This is a genomic window from Trinickia sp., assembly GCF_051953955.1.
GTDB lineage: Bacteria > Pseudomonadota > Gammaproteobacteria > Burkholderiales > Burkholderiaceae > Trinickia.
This window is the reverse complement of record NZ_JBQCIF010000132.1, coordinates 1-24,553: the sequence shown is the minus strand read 5'-3', so window position 1 is coordinate 24,553 and position 24,553 is coordinate 1. Positions and strand designations below refer to the sequence as shown.

At 62.6% G+C, this 24,553-nt stretch carries 19 protein-coding genes and 1 tRNA gene; 7 read left to right on the top strand and 13 right to left on the bottom strand.

Translation table 11 applies throughout. From position 1 onward, the window contains the following. Positions 1-147 precede the first annotated feature (147 nt). The 11 genes from ACTHNZ_RS24795 to ACTHNZ_RS24745 form a co-directional block, all read right to left on the bottom strand. Positions 148-360 (bottom strand): DUF2783 domain-containing protein, encoded by a 213-nt coding sequence (locus ACTHNZ_RS24795; RefSeq protein ID WP_440545240.1) that lies wholly within the window; start codon positions 358-360, stop codon positions 148-150. Beyond that, positions 357-2,093, bottom strand: a complete 1,737-nt coding sequence (locus tag ACTHNZ_RS24790) for an FAD-dependent oxidoreductase (protein WP_440545239.1) — start codon at positions 2,091-2,093, stop codon at positions 357-359. The genes ACTHNZ_RS24795 and ACTHNZ_RS24790 overlap by 4 nt, the downstream gene beginning before the upstream one ends. Before the next feature lie 55 nt (positions 2,094-2,148). Continuing rightward, positions 2,149-3,108, bottom strand: coding sequence for an MBL fold metallo-hydrolase (locus tag ACTHNZ_RS24785; protein WP_440545238.1), 960 nt, complete (start codon positions 3,106-3,108; stop codon positions 2,149-2,151). Between the two features lie 264 nt (positions 3,109-3,372). Then, complete coding sequence (locus ACTHNZ_RS24780) at positions 3,373-4,689, bottom strand: lipopolysaccharide biosynthesis protein (protein WP_440545237.1); 1,317 nt, start codon at positions 4,687-4,689, stop codon at positions 3,373-3,375. Positions 4,690-4,776: 87 nt separating this feature from the next. Next, positions 4,777-5,784, bottom strand: coding sequence for a glycosyltransferase family 2 protein (locus tag ACTHNZ_RS24775; protein WP_440545236.1), 1,008 nt, complete (start codon positions 5,782-5,784; stop codon positions 4,777-4,779). A gap of 212 nt (positions 5,785-5,996) precedes the next feature. Then, positions 5,997-7,031 (bottom strand): ATP-grasp fold amidoligase family protein, encoded by a 1,035-nt coding sequence (locus ACTHNZ_RS24770; RefSeq protein ID WP_440545235.1) that lies wholly within the window; start codon positions 7,029-7,031, stop codon positions 5,997-5,999. Positions 7,032-7,090: 59 nt separating this feature from the next. Beyond that, the gene (locus ACTHNZ_RS24765) at positions 7,091-8,524 is read right to left on the bottom strand and encodes a hypothetical protein (protein ID WP_440545234.1); all 1,434 of its coding nucleotides are present in this window, start codon (positions 8,522-8,524) and stop codon (positions 7,091-7,093) included. A gap of 28 nt (positions 8,525-8,552) precedes the next feature. After that, positions 8,553-9,680: a glycosyltransferase family 4 protein gene (locus ACTHNZ_RS24760; protein ID WP_440545233.1), complete on the bottom strand. Its 1,128-nt coding sequence runs from the start codon at positions 9,678-9,680 to the stop codon at positions 8,553-8,555. Positions 9,681-9,769: 89 nt separating this feature from the next. Continuing rightward, entirely contained in the window at positions 9,770-12,052 is a 2,283-nt protein-coding gene (locus ACTHNZ_RS24755; protein WP_440545232.1) for a polysaccharide biosynthesis tyrosine autokinase, read from the bottom strand. A 103-nt stretch (positions 12,053-12,155) separates the two neighbouring features. Beyond that, positions 12,156-12,326, bottom strand: coding sequence for a hypothetical protein (locus ACTHNZ_RS24750; RefSeq protein ID WP_440545231.1), 171 nt, complete (start codon positions 12,324-12,326; stop codon positions 12,156-12,158). Between the two features lie 87 nt (positions 12,327-12,413). Further along, positions 12,414-13,958 carry a mannose-1-phosphate guanylyltransferase/mannose-6-phosphate isomerase gene (locus tag ACTHNZ_RS24745; protein WP_440545230.1) on the bottom strand — a complete coding sequence of 515 codons (1,545 nt, stop codon included), beginning with the start codon at positions 13,956-13,958 and terminating at the stop codon, positions 12,414-12,416. Between the two features lie 590 nt (positions 13,959-14,548). Between ACTHNZ_RS24745 and ACTHNZ_RS24740 the strand changes: the two genes are divergently transcribed. From ACTHNZ_RS24740 to ACTHNZ_RS24725, 4 genes are all read left to right on the top strand, one after another. After that, positions 14,549-15,466 (top strand): helix-turn-helix domain-containing protein, encoded by a 918-nt coding sequence (locus ACTHNZ_RS24740; RefSeq protein ID WP_440545229.1) that lies wholly within the window; start codon positions 14,549-14,551, stop codon positions 15,464-15,466. A 95-nt stretch (positions 15,467-15,561) separates the two neighbouring features. Further along, the gene (locus tag ACTHNZ_RS24735) at positions 15,562-16,944 is read left to right on the top strand and encodes an undecaprenyl-phosphate glucose phosphotransferase (RefSeq protein WP_440545228.1); all 1,383 of its coding nucleotides are present in this window, start codon (positions 15,562-15,564) and stop codon (positions 16,942-16,944) included. Between the two features lie 18 nt (positions 16,945-16,962). Continuing rightward, complete coding sequence (locus tag ACTHNZ_RS24730) at positions 16,963-18,138, top strand: polysaccharide biosynthesis/export family protein (protein WP_440545227.1); 1,176 nt, start codon at positions 16,963-16,965, stop codon at positions 18,136-18,138. A gap of 18 nt (positions 18,139-18,156) precedes the next feature. Further along, positions 18,157-19,479 carry an O-antigen ligase family protein gene (locus ACTHNZ_RS24725; protein WP_440545226.1) on the top strand — a complete coding sequence of 441 codons (1,323 nt, stop codon included), beginning with the start codon at positions 18,157-18,159 and terminating at the stop codon, positions 19,477-19,479. Here ACTHNZ_RS24725 and ACTHNZ_RS24720 read toward each other — a convergent pair. After that, positions 19,415-20,992 carry a hypothetical protein gene (locus ACTHNZ_RS24720; RefSeq protein ID WP_440545225.1) on the bottom strand — a complete coding sequence of 526 codons (1,578 nt, stop codon included), beginning with the start codon at positions 20,990-20,992 and terminating at the stop codon, positions 19,415-19,417. The two genes, ACTHNZ_RS24725 and ACTHNZ_RS24720, sit on opposite strands and share 65 nt — an antisense overlap. Before the next feature lie 761 nt (positions 20,993-21,753). Between ACTHNZ_RS24720 and ACTHNZ_RS24715 the strand changes: the two genes are divergently transcribed. The 3 genes from ACTHNZ_RS24715 to ACTHNZ_RS24705 all read left to right on the top strand — a co-directional run bounded on the left by ACTHNZ_RS24715 (position 21,754) and on the right by ACTHNZ_RS24705 (position 24,314). Then, positions 21,754-22,287: an acyltransferase gene (locus ACTHNZ_RS24715; protein WP_440545224.1), complete on the top strand. Its 534-nt coding sequence runs from the start codon at positions 21,754-21,756 to the stop codon at positions 22,285-22,287. Positions 22,288-22,358: 71 nt separating this feature from the next. After that, the gene (locus ACTHNZ_RS24710) at positions 22,359-24,116 is read left to right on the top strand and encodes a ShlB/FhaC/HecB family hemolysin secretion/activation protein (protein WP_440545223.1); all 1,758 of its coding nucleotides are present in this window, start codon (positions 22,359-22,361) and stop codon (positions 24,114-24,116) included. A 111-nt stretch (positions 24,117-24,227) separates the two neighbouring features. Beyond that, positions 24,228-24,314 (top strand) — tRNA-Leu (locus tag ACTHNZ_RS24705). A gap of 98 nt (positions 24,315-24,412) precedes the next feature. Here ACTHNZ_RS24705 and ACTHNZ_RS24700 read toward each other — a convergent pair. Further along, a partial coding sequence (locus tag ACTHNZ_RS24700; RefSeq protein WP_440545288.1) for a YbiU family protein occupies positions 24,413-24,553 on the bottom strand: 141 nt, incomplete at its 5' end.

Genomic DNA, 24,553 nt, shown 5'->3' with positions numbered 1-24,553 from the left:
ACAGTCTTACGCAAAGAGGGGGAGACGGCTCGGCCCGCGATGCGTTCATGCGTCCCGTCCGGCCGTTTACGGCGTTTCCGATGCGTGGCGCACCGCGCGTCACCTCGAAAACTGATGCAGTCTGCGGTGCGCTGCCTTAAGGGATGCTTATGGGGCCGATCCGGGGCCGACCACCCCTTCACGCGCGATGCGCATCGCCTCGAGGAGCGTCGCGTGATCGCCGATGTGATTGGCCAGCAACAAGATCAGTTGCGCGTTGGCGCTTTGGCTCTGCGCATCGCTGAGGTCGCGATGCATGTCGATCAGCGCTTCATAAAAATCGTCCGGCCGTGCGAGATTGGGCCGCAGATTCAGTGTCATGCCGATCTCCCCAATGCGCGTGCAAGCGCATCCGCGATGTCCGCCGGCTGCGTCCGCCGCCAACGCGCGCAAACATGTTGATCCGGACGCAGCAGGTATGCCGTGCCCGGCAACGCATCGTAACGCTCGGCGACGCGTCCCTCCGCGTCGATCAACCGTTTCCCGCCGATCGCCGCCACACCGTCGGCTAGCGCGAGCCCCCGCGGCGCCCGAGACGCCTCCAACGACGCGTGCGGCTCGATGACGACGACGTCGATCGGCACGCCCATCGAGCGCGCGCGGTCGATCGCCGCTCGCTCGTTCGGGTCGATCCCGCTTGCCGCGGCGAACGACAGCACCGTGAACCGCCCGCCGAGATGCGCAAGCAGCCAGTCGGGCTCGCCGTCCCGCAGCACGGGGGCATCGACGCAGGCCGCACCGGGCACGAGGCCGCCGTCGAACCGGTCGCGATCGGGCGTATTCAGCGTCGAGTCGCGCAGAATGGCCGGCACCGAAAGCCGGCCGCTGTTGACGAGCCGCCGCGCAAAATCATAACGCCGTGCGAGAGTCAGCACGGCATCGCGAAAGACGCGGCTCACCGCGCTTTTCGGGGTGATGAAATCGGTCGAACGTGTCGAGTTGAGGATGTTCTCGTCCGCCGCGTATTCACGCTCGCGCGCATAGCTGTCGAGCAAGCGGTCGGGCGCGCGGCCCGCCAACACCATCTCGAGCTTCCAGGCGAGATTCTCCGCATCCTGAACGCCGCTGTTCGCACCGCGCGCGCCGAACGGCGAGACGCCATGCGCGGCATCGCCAGCGAACAAAACGTTGCCGTGGCGAAAGCTGTCCATGCGCAGGCACGAGAACGTATAGACACTGACCCACTCGATTTCGAATGCCACGTCGGGGCCGAGCAACGCACGCACGCGCGGGATGACGCGCTCGGGCGTTTTCTCGAGCACGGGATCGGCATCCCAGCCCAGTTGGAAATCGATGCGCCAAACGTTGTCGGGCTGTCGATGCAATAGGACCGACTGATTCGGATGAAACGGCGGATCGAACCAGAACCAGCGCTCCGTCGGAAAATCGGCCTCCATTTTGATGTCGGCGATCAAAAAACGATCCTTGAACGTGCGGCCGTGACTTTCGAGTCCGAGCAGCCGCCGCAACGGGCTGCGCGAGCCATCGGCCGCCACCACGTAGCGTGCCTGCAGGGCATATTCGCCGTCGGGCGTCTCGATCGCGAGCGTAACGCTCGCCATGCCGTCGCTCGCGTCGTCGTCACGTTCGATACCGACGACCTTGTTCTTCCAGCGAATGTCGAGGTTCCGCAGTTGCCGCGCACGCTCGATCAAAAAGCCTTCCACGTAGTACTGCTGCAGATTGATGAACGCAGGCCGGCAATGGCCGCTTTCGGGCAGCAGATCGAACGAATAGACGAGTTCGTCCTTGAGGAACACCTTGCCGACATGCCATCGCACGCCCTTCTCGACCATCGCCTCACCGCATCCGAGCCGATCGAAGATATCGAGCGAGCGCTTCGAAAAGCAAATGGCGCGCGAGCCCGACGAGAGGCTGTCGTCATCGTCGACGAGCACGACGTCGATCCCGCGCTGCGCCAAATCGATCGCCGTCGCGAGCCCCACGGGGCCTGCGCCGACGACGACCACGGGATGGACTCGCATCGCCGCACCGGCCGCCTGTTCCGCGGCAGGGCGATAGTCGAATCGCAACCGCTGGTAATCGATCGTCATGCTCGGTCTCCCCGCTGTCTTCCCTCGCACCGCTCGTCACCGCTCGTCGCCCCGCTCATTCCTGCAACGCGGCCCACATTTCGCGGTCGCGCTCGGCCGTCCAGATGCGCGGGTGCACGATGCCGCTCGCTTCGTCGTAGGCCCGTGTGACGTCGAACGGCAGGCAGTGCTCATAAATGAACACCTGGCCGAACTTCGGGTCCATCGCCTCGCGCGTGAGTGCCATCGCGCCTTTCAGATCGAGCCCGCGTGCCACGGCTTCGCGGCCTCTATCGAGCAGCGTCGTGACGAAATCGCGCGTATAACCGATGCCCGCCTTCACCTGTTCTGGCCCGACGAGCGCGGGGCCGCGCCCGGGCACGAGTTTGTCGGCACCCAGTGCCTCGAGCGCGTCGAGCGTGGAGGGCCACGCTTCGAGCTGCGCATCGCCGCAGTAGCACGCGGCGTCGTATTCGACCAAATCCCCGGAAAACAGCACCTTCTGCGACGGCAGCCAAACGATCGTGTCGCCTTTCGTATGGCCCGCGCCCAAATGCATGACCTTGACCTCGAGCTTGCCGAGATGAAGCGTGATCTCGCGCTCGAACACGAGCGTCGGCCACGTGAGCCCCGGCACGGTCTCCACGCCCGCGAACAAGCGCGGAAAGCGCTCGATTTCCGATTTCATGTCGGCTTGGCCGCGCTCGACGATCATCTCGTACGTGCCGCGGCTCGCGATGACGTTCTGCGCGCCCTCGGCAAAGTACGCCGATGCGCCGAGCACGCGCACGGCATGGTAGTGCGACAGCACGACGTGCTTGATCGGCTTGTCGGTGATCGAACGGATCTTGGCGATCAAGTCTTGCGCCATCGCGGGCGTCGCCGTCGTATCGACGATCAGCACGCTATCGTCGCCGATCACGACACCCGAATTGGGATCGCCTTCGGCTGTATACGCATAAGCGTTCTCCGAAAGCTGCGTGAACGTGATTTTCTTTTGTTCGAGATCGGCCTGCGATGCAAATGCCTTTGCCATGGTTGTCTCGCTCCAAGGTTCCATGTTGATCGACGTGCTCCCGGTCTCAGTCGAGGACCGAATTGAGCCATGGTAGGCCGAATCGACGCCGACGGCTATCGGGCCGCCGCCGAGCGCGATCACCGTCGAATGGAATGGAGTCGAGCGCGCGAGGCTTGCGCGCAATGGCTTGATGGGCGCCAGCCGGCGATTAGCCGTAGGCTGGACCGAAGGTCGAGGGGGTCAGTCGATACGGCAGGGGCGCGTGGCTGCGGAAAGGGCGCCTCACGCCGCCGCCCTATCCTCACGTGCGGAACCGGGCACCGGCTTGCGCTTCGGCTCCTCCCCCGGCACCGCCCGCCCGAAAATCGCGCCGAGCAGGCCCGTGCGCCAGGCGAAGACGAGCAGCGTGAGCGACAGGGTCCCTTCGCCGATGACCCGTGCCAGCGCCATCCCGACGGCGCCGTAGTGCGGCGCGAGCAAAAGCGCCGACGTGAGATTGGCCGACGCGGACATGAGGCCCGCAACCGCCATGAGGCGATCCTTCTTGCGTGGCAGCAGAATGTAGAACCCGACGAACTGGTTGAACGCCGAGAACGGGAACATCCAGGCGAACGTTTGCAGAACGTGCGCGCTTGGCTTGAACGCTTGCCCGAGAATCAACGGCAGGACGAACGGCGAGAGCACCAGTGCTCCGCCCAGCGCAAGAAAGCCGTATCCGAGCAGCAAGGTGGCGCCGCGCCGCGTCGTCACGCGTGCGCCGTGATGGTCGTTTTGCGCGAGTTGCCGCGAGATCGTCGGAATGAATACTTGCGAAGCGGGCCCCATGAGACTCAGGCCGATCGAGGCAAAGCGTTCCGCGGCGCCGTAATAACCGACTTCCGTCGGCGTCGAAAGCAGCGTCAGCAGATAGGTCGATGCCGACGTCAGCACGACGGAGCCCGTCGAATAGAGAAACAACATCGTCGAATCGCGCATGAGCGCCGCGATGCCGCGCAAGCGCAGCCGCGGCCAGCCGAGGTCCTTCACCGTCATCTGGTAGGCGATCGCCGTCGTCGCAACGCCGGCCACGAGCAGGCTCACGAGCACCATCGTCGAATCGGCCGGTGCATGCACCAGCGACAGCACGAGCACGAGGCTCATCACGAAGCCGATCACTTCGAGGATGATCGGTGTCCGGAAGTGCTGCCGTCCTTGAAACAGCCAACTGACGTTGCATCCGTTGATCACGCCGAGCAGCGTCGCGCAAATGCCGATCAGCGGACGCTGCGAAAGGACGGGTGAGCAAAACGTCGCAACGACGCCCACGACGCCGAACAGGCACCCCATTGCGATGCGCGCACTGACGTGTAGCGAAAATATCTGGTTGTGCTCGTGCTTTTCATGCGCCTTCGACGCGTCGCGCATGCCGACGAACGTGAAGCCGAAGCTCACGAGCATCCAGATGACGTTCATCAGCGACATGGCCGCGAGCACGCGGCCGTACTCGGTCACGCCGAGCACACGCCCATAGAACGGGATGACCACCAGGAGGTACAAGTACCTCATGATGTAGCCGACGTACACGAAAACGAGTACGCGCGTGTTTTCTTTCTTGTCCATAGCAATATTTCATCGGCCGCCGCCTTCGAGCGAGGCGCGCGCCATGCCAGCCTGCCCACCTCGCGCTCGTCGTTCGAGCGCGGCTGTTCAGTGAGCGGCGCTGCGGCGCGCCAGCGGATTGGAAATGAAGCGCACCGCGTAGTTCGAAAGCGGTGCGTACGGAAAGAGGCACAGGCATGTCAGGCCGATCGTGCCGACTTTTTTCGTGACGCCCCAAAATGGGTTTGCCACGATCGAGTGCAGGTAGTTGCGCGAATCGAACGCGAACCAGCGCCATCTATCGATCAGCGGAGCCCCATACACCTCGCTGCAAAAAATGGCTTTCTCGTGCGAGAAATCATGAAATGTTTCCGGCAGCTCGACATTGAGCCGATGCTTTGCCAGGTAGCGCAGCGCGCCCCAACGTGCCGCGTAGGCCTTCGGCGCCTTGCTGTTTTTTTCCGAATTGGCAAACGACACGTCCTCGCGTGCCGATTTATGTACGCGGTATGCGCCCAACGCGTGCTCGATCGAAGCGACCTGCCCGACCAGCGCGGCGCCGTAGATCGTAAAAAAGTCCGCACCGTAGCGGCCCTCCGACGTTTCGGGAATCGGAAAGAACCGTCTCAGCGCGCTCGAACGGTACGCGTTGCCCGACGCCGGCGGGGAAGGATATAGCCATCCTTGACGCAGCAGCGTGCCACAATCGGCCGGTGCCCCGGAATGCGGCACCGTCACACCCGTCGCCGTCCCGTCTAGCGAAATGACGTCCAGCGGGAACTGCACCTTCGCATAGTCGCCCGAATTGAACCGCCGCATGACTTCCGTAACGGCGTTCGGGTACAGCAAATCGTCGGCATCGAGCAAAATCACGTATTCGCTGTCGATCTCGTCCAAGGCACGGTTGTAGGCCGAGACCTGCCCGCCGTTTTCCTTCATCACGGCGCGAATGCGCGTGCCATAGCCTTCGATGATTTTGCGCGATCCATCGGTCGAGCCATCGTCGACGACGAGAACTTCGGTCGCAGGATAATCCTGCGAGAGCGCGGAATCGATGGCCTCGGCAAGGAATCGCTCGTAGTTGTAGTTGCAGATCGCGATCGTGACGGACTTCATCGGGACGCTTCTCCTCTTGGCAATCGGTGACTAGGGTACGCGCGGAGCAGCCCTAAAAAATTCAATCGTCGGCAGTCTCCGCCTCGCTCCCTGCCCTGGCCAAGTGGGTCTTTCGGCAGCCTTTGTGTTGCATCGCAGAGTAACCAACAATAAATAGGGACAGGCAAACCGGGCTGAAAATCCCGAGGTCTTGACCGATTAGGTCGCTCGAATCATGGCAAGCAAGCTGCACGCCGCATGCGTTCGAAACCCTCGGCGGACGCCCTCAACATTTCACCCCAGTCGTAGTCGTGACTGTCGGGCGTGAAGCGCATGAGGCCCGCGCCCGGCGTAAAGGTCAATTCGCCGAAATACACTTCGTCGCCCATCGAATACAGATCGACGCGCACGAAATCGAAGTCCTCGGCGAGACGCACGGCAATCCGCTCGATCTCGTTCCAGTTCTTGGGGCGCGCGACGGGCACATCGCTCGGCCGATAGGGGCCGAACCTCACGTCCATTCGCTGCCAATGCTCGTCGTAGAGGTCGCCGCGCGCATCGCCGAAGCGGTCTGCAATGACCATCGTTTGTATGCGCGGTCCTTGCGGGCGGCCGCCGAACATGTGCAGCTTCAGGTCCGCCGGAATCTTGCCCGATTCGTCGACCAGCAACTGCTCGAAGTAAAGCTTGGGCGCGATGAAGCGATAATGTCTCTCGCGCGAGTAGCGGGAAAAGTCGATCGAAAGCCATCGATTCGCGAGTGCGCGCAATGCTTCGAACGACGTCGTCGATTTGTCGCGCACGATCTTGACGAACGAACATCCATGGTTTGCCTTCATCACGAACGATGCAGGCAACGCGTCGAATACTTCGCGCGTGAATTCAGCCGGCACCGCGACGAGCGGAATCAAATGCCGCTCGCCGATTTTTTCGCGCACGTAGTCACGCACGGTCAGCTTGTCCGTCAACTTCACCCACCGCGGATCCGGATGCAGGCTCCGCAGGAGAATCGATTCGTTGTAGGCCGTGGGCCGGCGCAAATTGGGCCATCGTCCGATCAGCCGGCGATGCTGAAGCATGATGAACGCGGAGTCGGGAATCATCTGCTTGGCGCCGTGCCATGCCGTCCTGATGGCGCCGCCGAACGCGGATTCACCCAAATCCAACGACGCGCCGTGCGCCGCCGCAGCGGCCGCCATCGCCGCACCGCCCTGGGCGCCCCGGCCATCGCCGGCATGCGGACGCCGTCCTGTTTCGAGCTCGTTCACGTCGATCCTCCTTGATGACTCTCGAGTCATCGTCTCCGTTCTCATGCGCCCGTCGGCATTCAGGCGCGCGATGATACGACGAGATAGGCCAGATGCACGGGTGCCGCCCCTCCTCCGTTCACGTCTTCGGGGACGTCAAGATCGATCGAGACGCTACTGCCGTCCACACGCGCCGAAAGGGCCGCTGCATCGGCCGCTTCGCCCGTCAATGCATCGATCATGCGCACACCTGAATGACTGCCCTGCCAGCCATCGACTCTCACCGTTTTCCGTCCCGGGCTCGCCCGCACTTGAATGACGACGTCGCTGCCCGAGCGCAGCGCCAGGCCCGACGCGTTTCTATCGAAGGCGACGTGCCCCTCGAAGGGGGCCAGCGCACCGCCGACGGTCTGGTTCAGCACGATGAGCGATCTGCCCGATACGTTGTAAGTCCGCGGATTGCCGCGATGCGTGAGGCGATATGGCTCGAACCCGTCCCAGTGATAGATCATCGACACATATTTGTCGGGGTCGTCCCAATTATGATCGAGTGCCCAAACCGCAAATTTAAAAAAATACATCGGCAAATAATGCGGATCCATCATGTAACGATCGCCGATCTCCGTCTGCCACACGCCGCGCGCGGGACCGTTCGTGACATAGCGCTCGTAAAGCGGCGTCAACGCGTCGACGCCGAGGTAATGCGTGTCGAGATAATCGACCCAATCGATCATGCGGGCTTTCGCGACCGGGCTGCGGTACTCGAGCCACTTCATGTAGGTTTCGAGCCCGCCCTGATCGGGCCAGCCGCCGTAGACGACATAGCCGCCATACTTGCGCACGATGCGCGCGGCCGGCACGTGCACGAGTTCGACGTAGTCTTGCATGGCCCGGTCGTACGGCGTCACCTGCGCGTGCTGCGCGCGCTGCACGGCGAGATGCTTGCCGCCGTGCCAGAACGTCGCCTGCGCGGCGCCGCCCGAGAGCGGCCCGGCCGCCTCGTTCCAGATCTGAAAATGGCGCACGTTGTAAGGCGGTGCGACATAGGTGCGCACGACCGTCTCGACGTAGCGCGTCCACACGCTGTCGTCCTTCGGTGCAGAGCGGCTATCGCCCGGCACGCTCGCGTTCCATTTCGGCGTATAGCCGAGCAAGAGCAGCGAATGAATCCCGTTGCGATCGTTCTGCAAGATGGCGGGCGGCAGATCGTGGTCGAACGCGGCCCCCGTCTTGTCGACTTCGACGGGGTCTTCGGGCGAATGGCGCTGCCCGGGTCCGACGGAGTCGCGGCCCCACGTGATGCCCATCGCCTTCCACATATCGATGTCGGCCGGCGTCACGGGCCAGCCGTTGGCCCCGATCAGCTGACTGATCCGCCGCGTGCCGCCACCCGGCGCGCTCGCCACGCGTCGCATCGAAGCCGCGGATGCCCCGACGCTCGACGCCGCGCCCGCAGCCGCCATCGCAACCAACAAGGCGCGACGGCGATGGGAGAATTCGAACTGATCCGTCATCCGATGCGTCCTCTGTCCCGCTCACGGGCTATGCGGCCGACCGCACGGCAAATGCCGATTCGGCTTCGTAGCTTTCGCCTCTCAAGATCTTCATCAATTCGCGCGCCGATTTGTCCCACCCGTGCGCGTGCGCATGCTGCCAACCCTTTTGGCGGTAGCTTTCACGCAACGCATCGTCGGTCAACATCCGTTCGATCTTTTCGGCAATGTCCTCGACCGACTCTGCGTCGCACGACATCGCCGCGTCGCCGCATGCCTCGGCCAACGCGGGATGCCGGGAGACGATGGCCGGGCAACCGCAGAACATGGCTTCGAGCGGCGGCAATCCGAATCCTTCGTATAACGAAGGAAACGCGAGGCAAGCCGCGTGCTCGTAAAGCGCTTTCAACTCGCCGTCCGACACATAGCCGGCTCGCACGATCTGCGCGTTCGAGCGCGGCGCCGCCGCGGCGCGCTCGTTGGATCCCGACGAGGCGAACACGCGCGAATTGGCGCCGCCCACCACGACGAACTTCACGTCGCGCAGATGGCCGAGGCGCTCGACGGCGGCAAGCACCCGCGCGAGGTTCTTGCGCGGATCGAGACTGCCGACGATCACGCAGTACTTGATGCCGGCGAGCGACAACCGCTCGATGATTGCCGGTTCCGATGCGACGCGGCCAAAATGATCGACGGCCGGACGCACGACGCGCACGCGCGATTCGTCGACGCCGAGCAGGGCGCAGATGCGTGCTTTGGAGAATGCCGACACCGTCAGCAAAATCGGCGCATGGCGCATCAGCATCGCGAACTTGACGCGATACCACGTCCGAAACGTCCAAGAGAACGTGTGAGGCGTGTCGTAGACGGCCATGTCGTGCACCATGACGACGTGGCGCCGCTTGAATACGGGTCCGCTGTTGCACAAGCTGAGCAGCAACTCGCCGCGCGTGGCGAGCGGCAATGCGATTTGTTCCCACAGATCGCCTTTGAGCCAAGGCACCTGTCGTTGCCGATCGATCGGCGAGGCCGACGCAACCGCGTTGGGGGGTACGGCTATTTCGATCTCGTCCGCCGATGCCTTAACGGAGCGCACGGCGCGCATCAATTCGTAGGCGACCCTCTGGACGCCCGTGAGGCGCTGCGCGGTGAACTTCCCGTTGACCACGAGATGCATAGTTCTCCTGAATTGAAAAAGCGAGAAGAAACGGGACAGGGCTGCGCGAGAACCGTGCGGCCGCGCGTCGCGCGCGGCCGCAGCTAGGCTCATGCCGTCGCGTCGAAAACGGGCTCGGTATCGTCGCCCGACCCGTAGTAGCCGTAGTAGCGATGGCTGCGGCTCGGCGGAATGGCGTTGAACACCGCGCCCGACACGCGCGCTTCCGAGCGCTCGAGCTTTCTGACGGTCTCGGCGATTTCCTCTTCGCTTTGCATGCCGGAGCGCAGCACCAACACCGTCGCGCCGGCGTCGCCCGCGATGATTGCCGCGTCCGTCACGACGAGGAACGGCGGCGTATCGACGATGACGAGGTCGTATTCGTGCGAGAACTGCTGCAAGATGTCGCGGAAATTCTGGCGCATCAGCAAGGCAGCCGGATTCGTGATGCGGCTGCCGCACGACATCAGCGTCAGCCCTTCCACGCTCGTGCGCCGCAGTGCCTCGTGCGGCCGCATCGCGCCCTTGAGCACTTCCGACAGGCCGCCGCGATTGGGCTGGCCGAAGAAGTACGCCAGGTGACCGTTGCGCATGTCCGCATCGATCAGCAGCACCCGCGCACCGACCTCCGCATGCAGCACGGCCATGTTCGCCGCGACGAAGCTCTTGCCGGCCGACGGCGTCGGCCCCGCCATCATGACGATGTTGTTCGGCGCGTGGGCCAAGTCGAGCGAAAGCGCCGTGCGCACGCTGCGCAGCGCCTCGATCGTGGGGTCGTCCGGATAGCGGTCGGCCAGCACCTTCGAAACGCCTGCCCCGGCCGCGGCGATGCGGCCGTCGCTCGGTTCCTGGCGCTGCGGCAAGCGCGCGGGAGGCCCCGCTTTGGACGGGCTGCTGCGCGAAGCGAGCGAACGCCGCTGAAGCGCACCGATCTCCTGGTCCAACCGCACTTGCTGCTGGCTGTAGAACACCTCGCCCATCAGCGGCACGCCGAGGCGAGCTTCGACGAACAGCGGATCGGTCACGCCCGCCATCACGTGCCGGCGCACGAAGACCGAGGTCACGCCGAGCAACAGACCGAGCGCGGCGCCGCCTGGCAAAATGATCAGCGGCTCGGGCTTGACGGGCTTGAACGGGACTTCCGCCGCGTCCACGATATGGGCGCCGCCCGTCGTGCTCGCACGGCGCACGGACAACTCTTCCGCCTTTTGCGTCATGCCGAGATAGACCTGCTCGGCGACTTTCGCATTGCGCGCGAGATCGGCGTTCTTGCGCTCCGACGCCGGCATCGCGGTGAAGCGCGCATTGAACTGATCCTTCTGCGCCTGCAACTGGCTCAACTGCTGATCGATGTTGCGCACCCAACGGCTGTCGGGCGTGTATTTGTCGAGCAACTGGGTCCGCTGAATCTGCAAATCCGCGATGCGCCGATCGAAATCGATGCCGCCTTGCAGGTAGGCCTGCGCTTCGGTCGTCGGCTGCATCGATTGCGCGTTCGTTTGATAGGCGGACTGCGCTTGCTCGGCTTTTTCGAGTTCGGCGTGCAGACGCGGCAGTTCGTGGTTGATGAACGCCAGCGTCGCGGTATCGTTGCGCTGCTTCGCCGCCACGGCCGTCGCCATGTATTGCTCGGAAATCGCGTTGGCCACGTCGGCGGCCATGCCCGGATGAGAATCCGTATACGCGATCTGGACCAGTCCCGTGTCCTTGACCTTGTCGCTGACCTTCAGGTTGTTGCTGAAGCGCTTGATCGCATCGAGCATCGCCCAGTGCTTCACGCCGAACTGCGTGCCGGGCCGCGCCACGAGCTGCGTGACGAGCATCGACACACCATTGCTCGAGCGCGCGAGCTCGCCCACCTTTCCGGTCAGGATCGTGCCGTCCGGGCCGCGCAGTTCATAGCGGCCGCCCTCTTGCGCGATCAGCGTCAAATCGCGTTCCTCGAGCGAATGCGGCACCGTCATCTGGCCGATGTGCACCTGCTCTCCGCCCCAGGCATACGAACTCATGCCGAACCACGCGCGCGACGGCTCTCCGGGCGTCGCGAACTTGTTCGCGATGTAGCCGATCACCGGCATCGTCTTCGGCGTGATCGTCACGTCGAAGCGGTATTTTTCGATGATCGGTTCGAGCACCGATCGGCTTTGCATCACGGCCATCTCGGCGGACGGCGATGGGGCCGGCGGCGCGTATTGCTGCCCTTGCTGCCCATTGAGCGTGGAAAGCCCAAGCGCATTGGGCTCGGGCTGATCCACGCGCACGAGTACGTCGGCTTCGTAGATGGGCGTCGCGATGAACACGTAGGCGAGCGCGAGCGCAGTCACTGCCAGCGCGATGCCCAGCACCTCGAAGATGTGGTCGCGCAGCAGCCTTAGCATGTCGCGTGCGGACATTTGGCTGCGTTCGCCGCTTGTCTGCACGTAAAGAGAATTGAGAGCCAAATCATTCACGGGCGTCGTCCTCGAAAATGTAGCGTTGCTTAGATCGCGTCCGCCGTTATTGCGCCTTCTGTTGCGTACCGCCCTGCTGGTCGCGCAAGGCGTCCTCCAGCATCTCGAGCAGGAGCTTGAGATCGGAAACGAGGACGGCGCAGGACTTCAGCCCCAACACCTCCGCCGTTCCGATCGAATTTCGGACATGCTCCAACGCAGCGTCGTAAACGTTCATGGATCGAGTTCAAAAACGGTTGCCACGTATGCTCCGCCGGCAAACGCGCCGCGGCCGCTCGGATGAAGCCCCGAGCAGCCGCGCACTTCAGGTCGCGCGTCCGTAGACATCCTCGAATCGGACGATGTCGTCCTCGCCCAGGTAGGCGCCCGATTGAACCTCGATCAGTTCGAGGGGCACCTTCCCCGGATTTTCGAGCCGGTGCTTCACACCGAGCGGAATGTACGTCGATTGATTTTCCCCGAGCAGGAATTGCTCTTCGCCGCGCGTCACGAGAGCCGTGCCGCGAACGACGATCCAATGCTCGGCGCGATGATGGTGAAGCTGCAGCGACAACTGCGCCCCGGCTTCGACCACGATGTGCTTGACCTGGAAGCGCTCGCCCTTGTCGATCGAGTCGTAGCATCCCCATGGCCGCTGCACCTTGCGGTGCGCGTCGACTTCCGGCCCTTGCTGATCCGCGATCCGTCCGACGATGCGCTTGACGTCCTGCACGCGCGAACGGTCGACGACGAGCACCGCATCCGCCGTCTCCACGACGACGAGATCGGAGACTCCGACGCAAGACACGAGCCTGCTTTCGGCGCGCACGTAGCACGAATGCGCGTCTTCCATCAGCACCCGGCCCGACGCCACGTTGCCGTCCGCGTCTTTACCGAGGGCATCCCACACCGAATCCCACGAACCGAGATCGGACCATTCGGCCTCGAGCGGCACGATCACGCCTTCGACGTCGCCGCCGCGCGCGAGGTTCTCCATCACCGCGTAGTCGATCGAGTCCGACGGCACGTCGGCGAACAACTGTTCGTGCGGCTTGTAGCCCGTGGCGCTATCCTGTCCGGCTTCGTAGGCAGCCGAGCAGGCCGAGTAGGTCTCGGGTTGCATTTTCTGCAAGGTGTCGAGCCACACGCTAGCCCGCAGCACGAAAATGCCGCTGTTCCAGAAGTGCTTGCCCGAGGCCAGGTAAGAACGTGCCGCTTCGATCGGAGGTTTCTCCACGAAGCGCGCGATCTTGCGCGCGGTGCCGTCGATGTCGTCGCCGGGCTCGATGTAGCCGTAGCCCGTTTCGGCGCGCGTCGGACGAATCCCCAGCGTGACGATCGCCCCGCGCTCGGCGTGACGCGTGGCCACCGCCACGGCGCGTTGAAAGGCCGCCACGTCGCCGATCATGTGATCGGCCGGCATCACGACGAGCACGGCGTCCCCGCCGTCCTCGAGCGCATGAAGCGCGGCGAGCGACAGCGCGGGCGCCGTGTTGCGTCCGCTCGGCTCGATGATGAAATTGCCCTCGATGCCGAGCTGCTCCAATTGCTGAGCGCTGATGGCACGATGTTCGGCGCCGCAAACGATGATCGGCGACGCCTCGATCGACAGCTCGACGTCGGCCAGTTTCTGCAGCCGCCGGACCGTCATCTGCAGCAACGAGCCTGCCCCGAGCACGTCGACGAGTTGTTTGGGGAAATGCTTGCGCGAGAGCGGCCATAGCCGCGTGCCCGAACCGCCCGCGAGCACGACGGCCCGCGTACGCAGTGCCGATTGCGCGGCCAGCGCGTGCTGTGCGCGTAGCTGCGCCGCGGGTGTCGCGGCACCGTTCGCACGCGGTCTCTCCCTTGTTTCAACAGGAGTACTCATCAGCTTGTTCTCCTAGTGGGTCCGAAAGCATGAGCCACGCGGCAGATCGTGCGGAAACGACAATCCCACCGACCGCTTCGGCTCATGTTGCTGTGAAGCATAGCGGCACAACCGAAAGCGTTATACCGATGGTCGCAAAATGCCGGACTGTTGGCGCATTTAGTTGAGACGGGACAAACATTACAAACGCCCATAGGCTTAACATCGGTAAATGGCAGACCGATGCAATTATCCGGATCGCCAATCTTTCCGACTAATAGGCCATATTTTTTACCGAACCCGGCCCCACAAGGCGCCCAGACCTGTCCCCGGCTTCATTCGAGGGGCTCCGAGGGGGTGCATAAAAAAAAGGCGCGGTTGTAAAAATTTATAACAAAATTTTAAAAATTACTTCATCGAATAACTTTTGGAGACACGACCCCACGCGCCAAATACACGGCGATTTCGGCCAGGTTTTTCTACGAAAATCGACATGGCATCATGATGATTACGATGATGCACCGCAACACCCTATGTGTGTTCACCATGCGGAGGAAAGATTCGTGGATCACGCCACTGTACTTACTTCACCGCACGTCATGAGGCGAGAGATGACGTCCCTCGCCGACGCGCGCCATATCGGGATCCTCATCTTCGACGGTCACTGTCTGTTCACGACGGGCGTGATCAGCGAGGTCTTTCAATTGGCCAACGCACTGATGCGTTTCTCGAGCGGCCAGCCTCCCTACCGGGTCTCGCTGCTGTCGAAGCTCGGCGGGCCCGTCACCAGCTCCTCGTCCATCGCCGTGATGACGCAGCGGCTCGACGCCTATTCGGTCGGCGACTTCCACGCGTTATACGTCGCAAGCAACGACGTTCGTGTGACATCGGGCTTCGACGTGCAGCTTGCGCGCTGGCTGTCGGGGTCCGCCGCGCCGGGGCATGCGAGCGCGACACGCCCCCCGTCCGCCTCCGCGTTCGGCGTGGATATCGGCGCGCACGTGCGTCCGAGCGTGCCCGTCTTCTGGATCGGTTCCGGCTCGATGCCGGCTTGGGCGCTCAATCAGAAGGCCGCGCAAATGGCGTTGACCCAGATCGCGACCGATCATGGCGAAGACATGTCGCTGCGAATCGCGAGCAGCCTGCCGCCGTCGGTGGGCGAAGTCGTCAAATCGCGCAGCGAAACGCCGAGCTTGAACACCACCGTCGACAAGATTCACGAGTCGACGCGCTGGATGCGCGAGAACTTCGGTAGCGACATTTCCGTTTCCGACGCGGCCGCCGTCGCCGCGATGAGCGTGCGCAACTACCTGCGCCGCTTCAAGAGCGAATTTGGCGTCACGCCGCTCGAGTATCTGATGCAGCTCAGATTCGAAGCGATCTGCGCGATGCTCGTGGGCACCAAGCTGCCCGTCGACAAAATCGCGCGCCGCTGCGGCATGGGCAACGGAGACCGCCTCGGCCGGCTGTTCCGCAAACGGTATGGCGTGTCACCCACCGTCTATCGCAAACATGCGTTGAGTCAGTAGACATTCCCGCTTCGCGAGCCGGTTCGCGCAACGACGTGCCGATCGCCCGCAGACAGGGCGCGAAGCCGACGATCAATGGTGTTGGGAGTGAAGAAATGCGAGGACTACAAGATCTTTGGGCGCGCGTATTCGACGTCGGCATGATCGTGCTCGGCGCCATGATCGCATCGCAGTTGCGGTTCGAAGGCGTTGCCGACAGCCGCCTGTACTGGGCATTCGTCGCCTTTTCCGGCGTGTTGGCGCTGCTCGTGTTCCCCTCGTTCGGCGTCTACGAATCGTGGCGCGGACGCTCGAAACGGGCACTGATCCGGCAAGTTGCGCTGGCGTGGGCGCTCGTGCAGATCGGCGCGATGGCGCTGATGTTTTCGTTGCACATGGTCACGCTCGTATCGCGCCTTTGGTTCGGCTACTGGACCGTTTTGTCGGGCGTCGCCATGATCGGCGGGCGCCTCTGGATGCATGCGCTGCTGGGCCGCGTGCGCACGGCCGGCATGAACTTGCATCAGGTGGCCATCGCCGGCTGCGGCAGTCATTGCGACGATATCATCCGCAAGATCGAAACCTCGCCGACGACAGGCTTTCGCGCCACCGCGATCTATGACATCAAGCCCGGCGCGGCGCCGATCGCACATCCGGAAATTCCGGTATTCGAAGCCCACGACGCGTTCGCTTCGTTCGTGCGCGAGCACGAGCTCGACGAGGTCTGGCTCGCGCTGCCTCTGACCGAGGAAGCGGCGATCCTCAAGCTCGTCAACGAATTCCGCAACGACCTCGTCAATATCCGCTTCATGCCGGACGTGCGCACGCTTTCGCTGTTCGAGGGCAGCGTGACGAGCCTGCTCGGTCTGCCGACGATCAACTTGCTTGCCTCGCCGGTGCCGCCTAGCGCACTGATCAAGAAGGATCTGTTCGACCGCTTGTTCGCGGCTGCCGCCCTGCTCGCGCTGGCACCCGTGATGATCGGGATCGCGATCGCGGTCAAGATCAGCTCACCCGGCCCCGTCTTTTTCAGGCAGCGCCGCAAAGGCGTGGACGGCCGCGTCTTCACGATCTACAAATTCCGTTCGATGCGCGTGCACGAGCAGAAAGCCGGCGTGCTCGAACAAGCCAAGCGAGGCGATCCGCGCGTGACCCGCGTGGGCGCCTTTCTTCGCCGTACCAGCCTAGATGAGCTCCCTCAGTTCATCAACGTGCTGCGCGGCGAGATGTCGGTCGTCGGGCCACGTCCGCATGCAATCGAGCACGACAACCTCTACCAGCCGATCGTTCAGGGCTACATCCATCGCTATCGCATCAAACCGGGCATCACGGGCTGGGCGCAAGTGAACGGCTTTCGTGGTGAAACGGAGCGTGTGGAGAAGATGGAGCAGCGCGTCGCCCACGATCTCTATTACCTGCGCAACTGGTCGTTCCGGCTCGATATGCGGATCATCCTTGCGACGATCTTCAAGGGCCTGCGCCACACGAACGCTTATTGATGCATGGAGTGCCAAACAATGAAAACGACATTACAACAGCTTGCCCAGAACTCGGGTTCGACGCGCGGCTACGCCGCCAAGACCAGCACGATGACGATCGCCGTGCTATCGACGCTGCTCGCCGCATGCTCCGTGGTTCCTGGCCAGCATATGGAGACACCGCCGTCCATTCCCGTTTCGTCATCGCCTGACGGCACCGTTCAACAAGCCGAGCAGATTCCGATCCAAGCGATCGATCTGAATCTGATTCGACAGTTGAACGGCGGTGCGGGCCAGATGGAACTGGCCAAGGAGTTGAACTTGTTCGCGAAGCCGGGCCCTTATCGCCTCGGCCCCGGCGACGTGCTGCAAATCACCGTGTGGGATCACCCCGAACTCGCCGCCGCACTCGGCCAGCAAGTGCAAAACGCGAAGCCAGGCGACCCGGCGCAAGGTTTCGTGGTCGACGGCAACGGCAATCTTTCGTTCCCCTATCTCTCGCATCCGATTCACGCAGCCGGGAAAACGATCGAACAGGTTCAGCGTGAAGTCCACTCGGATCTGAGCCGCGAATTCCGCGAGCCGCAGGTGACCGTGCGCGTGGCCTCGTACCGTTCCTCGCAGGTGTACGTCGACGGCGAGGTGCGCGCCCCGGGCGGACAGGCGATCAACGACATTCCGATGACGCTGACGGAGGCGATCAACCGTGCCGGCGGGTTCACGTCGAACGCCGATCGCGCGCATTTGACGCTCACGCGCAACGGGAAGTCGTACCCGATCGATCTCACGCTCCTGATCAAGAACGGCAAGAATCCGCAGGACATCATGCTTGCCCCGGGCGACATGCTGCGCGTGACGGGCCGCGACGAGAACACGGCTTACGTGATGGGCGAAGTGAACAAGCCGATCGCCGCCACACCGACCACCGACGGCAAGCTCACGCTGAGCGAAGCCCTGAGCCAAGCCGGGTTCATCAACCAGAGCACCTCGAATGCTCGGCAGCTCTATGTGATTCGCGAGGAAAACGGCAAGCCGCAGGTATATCACCTCGATTCGGCCTCGCCCGTTTCGATGCTGCTGGCGAATCAATTCGATCTGCGGCCGAAGGACGTCGTCTACGTCGACAATGGCCCGCTCGTCCGCTTCAACCGCGTGCTGAGCCTGCTGTTGCCTGCGATCAATGCCGGCTTGACGGCAGCCATCGTGACCAAGTAACCGGGAGGGCGAGCGAACGTGGCTTACGTTTCACTGATCGCGCTGATCTTCAGCGTCACGAACTTCGTTCCTATCAGCGCGATCGGCTTCGTGCCGATCGTGCTGTGCGGGTGGCGATTCTTCGGGCGCCGCTATCCCGCGTTCATGACGCCGCTCGTAATGTTCGGCGCGTTCGCCCTCGTTTCGACGCTGTACTACAACCCCGCCTCGTTCCTTCAATTCGACTTTTATCGTCACGACGGGAATTTCTTCATCTCGTACGTGCCGATCTTGGCGGGCTGCGTCTATATGCACCGCTGGGATCTGAATAAGATTCTGCGGCGCTTCTACTGCTTTGCCGTGCTCATCAACGTGCCGTTCTATCTGTGGTATGTCGCCCAGAACGGCGTGCTGACGATCTTCCGCAACCCTGCCGATACGTTCGGCAGCTACTTCATCGCGCGTAATGCAGCGGGCGGATTCCTGGCCATCCTGCTGTGCCTGGGCATCGCCTGTTATTCGATGAAGCGTAGCCGCTCGATGCTGGCCCTGATGGCGGCCAATGCGATGATGCTGTTTTCCACGTACAGCCGCGGCTCGATGTTCGGCATTCTCGTGCTCTTGCCCTACGTCGTGTTCGGCCGCAAACGCTGGATGCTGGCCACGATGGTCGCCGGCCTGATCGCCGCATCGCTCTTCATCGCGGCCTACCATACGCATGGCTCGACCGATTACATGGGCTATCAGTTCAGCATCGAGAATCCCGACGAAAAGGTGGCCAATCTCGACATTCGGTACGAGTGGCTGTGGCCGCGTGCCCTCGCCTACTTCCGCCAGAGCCCGCTCGTCGGCATGGGATTCGGTTCGTTCGACGATACGATTTCCCTCGTCGTCAACTACTTCGGCGTATTCGGGCGAGCCGTCGGCATCACGGCCGAACACACCGATTCGCACGCGCACAACTCGTATCTGAACATCCTCGCGGAGCTCGGCATCGTAGGCTTGACGCTGATGCTCGCGTTCTATTGGCGCCTCGTGACTTGGTGCCAGCAAGGCACGCGAGCGTCGATGCGCGAGCAGGGCCGCAACTTCATCGCCTACCGCTTCGTCGAACTCGCGTCCGTCTGCCTGCTGGCGATGTCGGCCACCGAGCACCGCTTGACGACGCCGTCGAACATGCTGCCGATCGCACTCGTCATTTCGCTGCTGCTCGCTTCGCGCGTGCGCGTCACCTACCCGGCCTTCATGCGGCGGCCCACGCCGCCGGCTACGCCGCGGCGCGTACCTACCCGCATGATCAGTTATCCGGGTGGTTCTGCACGAACGATTGGAACGAACCGTACGTCGGCTGGATCGGCGTGAGATTGTCGAGCACGATGCCGTAGGTGTAGTCGCCGCTCGTCAGTTCGTAGTACATGACGGACTGAATGCCTTGCGTCTTGCGTGCTGCGTAGAACTCGCCGAGTTGCTGCGTCACGTAGCTCGCGCGGGCCGTTTCGTTCTGCTCCGGGGCGAGATTCCATTCCGTGATCATGAACGGAACACCGTAGCGCGCCTTGCAGTACGACGGCAGGTTGAAGCCCGGGCCCGCGCCGTCCGTGCCGACGTTGAAGATGTCGCCGTAGGGCGAGTAGTTGTGCCACGTCGTGATGTCCCAGCGCACCGTCTGGTGGCCGCCCGAGCCGTCCGGCTGAAAACCGTCCCAGAGCATGTCCGATGCCGCGATGTCGGCCACGCAGAAATTCACGCCCACCTTCGCGTTCGGCTGCACCGACTTGATGCCGTCGATCATGCCGCGGATCGCGCCGCGCATGATCGGCCAATTCGCGTTGTTGAAATCGGCATTGCTCGTGCCGGCCGTCGCGGAGTTCAGAATGATCGCCGGATCGCGCGTCAGTTCGTTGCCGCACTCGTACATCGTCACGCCATACGGCGCAAGGGCCGTCGCAATCGCCGCGGAGCCGGAATAGGCAGCGCTGTAGGCGGCCGATTCGCTCGAGTACAGCGTGCCCGTGGAATCGCGCAGCCCGTAGTCGATGAGCGTGAACAGCGTCATGTTCGCGGTCTGAAACGCCCGCGCCAGCGAGACGAGCGAATTCATTTGCGTCGACGTGTTGACGCAGCCCACGCGATAGGTCGTGCAGCCGAGCGCTTGCAGCGCCGTCACCACCTGCGACGCCGTGAACGGATAATCGTAGTGTCCGTTGATGCCGTAGAACGAGCCGGCCGTCGCGGCCAAGTTCACGCGCGGATCGCGGCAAGGCTTCCAAGTGCTCATCCACGTCAGAACGTAGAACTGCCCGCCCGTGCCTTGCTGATAGATCATGCCGCCGTACCAAAGCAATAGGCTCACGTTGTACGAGTACGGGTCCTTCGTGCCGTTCTTGTAGATATAGCCGTTCGACAGCGTCCACTGGTTATTGGCCTTGTCGATGATGTACGGCGCCGGCGGAATCGTCGTGCCGTCCGCCGACGTGCCGCCCAGGCGCGGATCGAGACTGGCCACCCAGGTCGTGCCCGTGTACTTGTAGAACGCCTTGCTCGTGTTTTCCTGGTAGACAGCGCCGCCGTACCACAACAGCATGATGACGTTGTACGAGACGGGATCTTTCACGCCGTTCTTATAGATGTAGCCGTTCGCGAGAGTCCAAACGTTTGCGCTGTTGTCCACGATAGAGGCGGCGGAGGGCACGGTCGTGCCGTTCGGCGAAGCCGTCGAGGTCGTCGCCGTGCTCGCATTCGCCACTGCGCCGGTGCTGCCTGCCGCATTCGAAGCGCTGCCCGCGCCTGAGCCGCCACCACCGCCGCCGCAGGCGACGAGGACGTAGCTGCTTGCCGCTGCCGTCAGGCAGCCGAGGAATTGACGTCGTTTCATGTTGCGGGTCTCTTAACGGGCGAGATCAGCTCGAGCCATCGAGGCGAACGGGGCAGCGGCTCGACGAAGACGAACCGAAACCAACCTTTCCCGATAAATGCGCGAGCAACGAAAAATGATTAGGTGTCCTAACTAAATCCAAAACCTTCGAGCCGCAGCCTGGTGCATCGCTTTCGGGAAGACCTGCTGTGCCTCACCGCTTCGTCGACGCGTCGCCGTGTCTTGAAGGATCAGGGCTGCAATGGGTTGACGCGAAGTATGGGCGAACGCACAAACTGGCGAAATCAGCCTAGGAGGAACATCACGTAGGTCGTCAGCAGAATGTGTAGGATTCTTCCGACAGTACGGCCGCAGGAAACGCCAAGCGGTCGAAGTTGCCGAGGTGTGTATTTTCGTATCTTTTTGTTACGGTTAGGCGGCGCACAATTACCGATACCACATAGGTGGATGCCCTAATTTCCGGCACATGTTTGTAGGAATTTCGGAAAGTATTTCGTCTCGCAGAGAATGACGTGCATTGGGGCATTAAAAGAGATATCGACCCCATATGCGTCAGAGTTTGGCCGATCAATGACGATTTCAGTCGCTTGGCGGCGGTGGCTTTGCGCCAGCGAATAAGGGAGCGGGTCGCCCCCCCGCCTGCGGGCTAACGCCGAAATTTGCGACAAAACGCCCGCTCAATGCGCCAGCTCGAGGATCGCAGGGCGTGAACGCGTTACGCTCGACTGTCGGAGCGCAATGCGCTGGTCAGCAGGCACACAATGAAGCTATTGACGGCATTCAAACGACACGTGTTCATGAGCCTCGGCAACGCCATGCCCACCTACGGACCTTTCAATCGCGTGCGTCCCGCGTTTTATCGCAGGGCCGGCATGGCGATCGGCAAAGACGTGACCATCATCGGGCCGTTGAGCGTCGAGTTGAGCCTGAACGAAGAGACGATTCGCGGCATCTCGATCGGTGACCGCGCATACCTGAACGCCGAGACTCGGCTCGCTTGCCGCAACAGCCGGATCTCGATCGGCGCCGACGTGCAGATCGGCCCTCGCGTCTCGTTCGAAACGGCGACGCATGACGTCGTGTTCGATCCGAACGTCGGCCGCGGACTCGACCATCATGAAATTTGCGTGGAAGACAAGGTTTGGATCGGCGCGGGGGCAACGATCTTGCCGGGCGTGACGATTCATGAAGCGGCCGTGGTGGCAGCCGGCGCCGTGGTGACGAAAAGCGTGCCGGCGTACACGCTCGTGGGCGGGGTGCCTGCGCGAAAGATCAAGGATATCGAGCGCACCTAGCGCAGCGCACCGGGCCATTGGGGCCACGCACCATACGGGGACGATAAACCTATGACGCAGCACCAATGCGCATGAGGCAGACATACGGCGGCAAGCTGAGATGGACGGGGGCGGCATTGGCCGTGATCAGCGCCACAGCCGCGGCGCAATCGTACAAAGACGTGGCCCCCACCCCACCGCCGGCACCGAGCCGGCCGACTTCCCCGCCCCCGCCTGGCGCTCCGGAAAGCGGCTCGCAGCGCGTGGCGGTTGCCGATCTGCGAGGCCTCGTTTTCGTGAAGGATGACGGGCATACCGTCGTGCGTTCCCAAACCCTGCCGGAGGGCAAGCAGGTCGCGGCGATCAATTTGCCCCCGCTCGACGACGCTTTCCTCGCCGGCTTCGCGAACGACATCGGCCATCCGTTGACGTTCGCTCGACTCGCCGAAATCAGGCGCGCCGTGATCGAGCGGTTCCGGGCCGAGGGCGAACCGCTGGTCGACGTCTACGTTCCCGAGCAGGATGTCAGCAACGGCGTCGTTCGCATCGCCGTGACGGAGTTCCACGTAGGAAAAGTCACCGCGCGCGGCAACCGCTATTTCTCCGAAGCGCAACTCGTGCGCGAGATGCCGTTGGAGAGCGGCGGTGCGATTCGCGAATCCGATGTCTCGACGGGGCTTGCGCTGTTGAACGCCAATCCGTATCGGCGCGTCGACGTCGTGTATTCACCCGGGCAGACCACGAATTCGACGGATGTGATTCTGCAGACGCGCGATCGCCTCCCGCTTCGCGTCACCGCAGGCTATGACAACGCAGGCGTAGCCTCGTTGGGGCGGGACAGGTTCTTCGCGGGCATCGACTACGGGAATCTGTTCGGCCTCGATCAAGAAATCTCTTACCAGTACACGGCCAGCAACGATTTATTCGGCGGCAATCCGCCGATCGAAGGACGACCGAATCGGCCGCGGTTTCAGGCGCACTCGTTCAACTATTCGGCGCCGCTGCCTTGGTTCGATCGCGTCGAATTCTTCGGCCTCTTTGCACAGAGCACGCCACGACTGGACAACAGCTTCAATCAATCGGGGATATCCTCGCAGTTCAGCTTCCGCTACGACCGGCATTTGCCGTTCGTCGATGGATGGCAGCAGCAGGTGCAGGTCGGTTACGACTTCAAGCGTTCGAATAACGACTTGGAGTTCGGCGGCGTGCAGGTTTTCAATGCGAATACGCACGTGCATCAATTTCTCGTGACCTACGACGCGAGCAAGAGCGATGCGCTCGGGCAGACGCATGCGAATGCCGCGTTGATCGGCAGCCCGGGGCGTCTCGACGGTGACAATAACGACACCGCGTTTCAAACCATGCGCAATGGCGCGACGGCACGGTACACGTATTTGCAGCTGCTTGGGGAGCGCAGCTTGTCGATTGGGGCTGGCTTCATGCTTTCGGCGCGCGGGCGATTTCAATGGACGCCCAATACGTTGTTGCCTAGCGAAGAGATGGGGCTCGGTGGCGATGACACGTTGCGTGGGTACGAGCCTTACAGCGTGCAGGGCGACCGCGGATGGAACGTTCAAACCGAGTTGCGCACGCCCGCGTTCGCGTTCTTCGGCGATGACGGGCCCGCATTCCAGCCGTTCGCATTCGTCGATGCGGGGCATGTTTGGAACAAGATCGATCAGCCTGGCGAAGTGCAGGCGGGGATGTTGTCGAGCGTTGGCATGGGGGTGCGGTTTCAGTGGTCGCGGTTCGTCAATGCTCGGCTGACGTATGGGCAACCGCTGCGGGCCGTGGTGCCGGGCGGATCGAAGGCGCCGATTGCGCAGGTGTTCGTGGTGATCGGGAGTTGAGGGAAATCGCGCCCTCTCAGGGCCGGCAGTGTCGACGGGCAAATTTATTTGTCGATGGCCGTTGACAGCCGCGCCGGACTGGCTACAATAGCGCCTTCGCTTTCGCAGCGAGCCCAGGTGGCGGAATTGGTAGACGCACTAGGTTCAGGTCCTAGCGGTGGCAACACCGTGGAGGTTCGAGTCCTCTCCTGGGCACCAAGTATTTAAAAAGGTCAGCTTTAGCTGGCCTTTTTTCATTATCACGCCCAGGAAGCAAAGTGCCTGCACACTTTCCCCCGCATGCTGGTATGCGGGGACTAGAGATCGAATCCGAGCTGCCGTTTTCCCAGTTCCGTCAAACTGGCTTCGGTCGCGCGGCCGACGAAATCGCACTCGAAGTTGTCTGCCGGGAAGTCGGGCGGGCTCTCGCCTTTCTGGAATGTCGGCAGTTGCCGTTT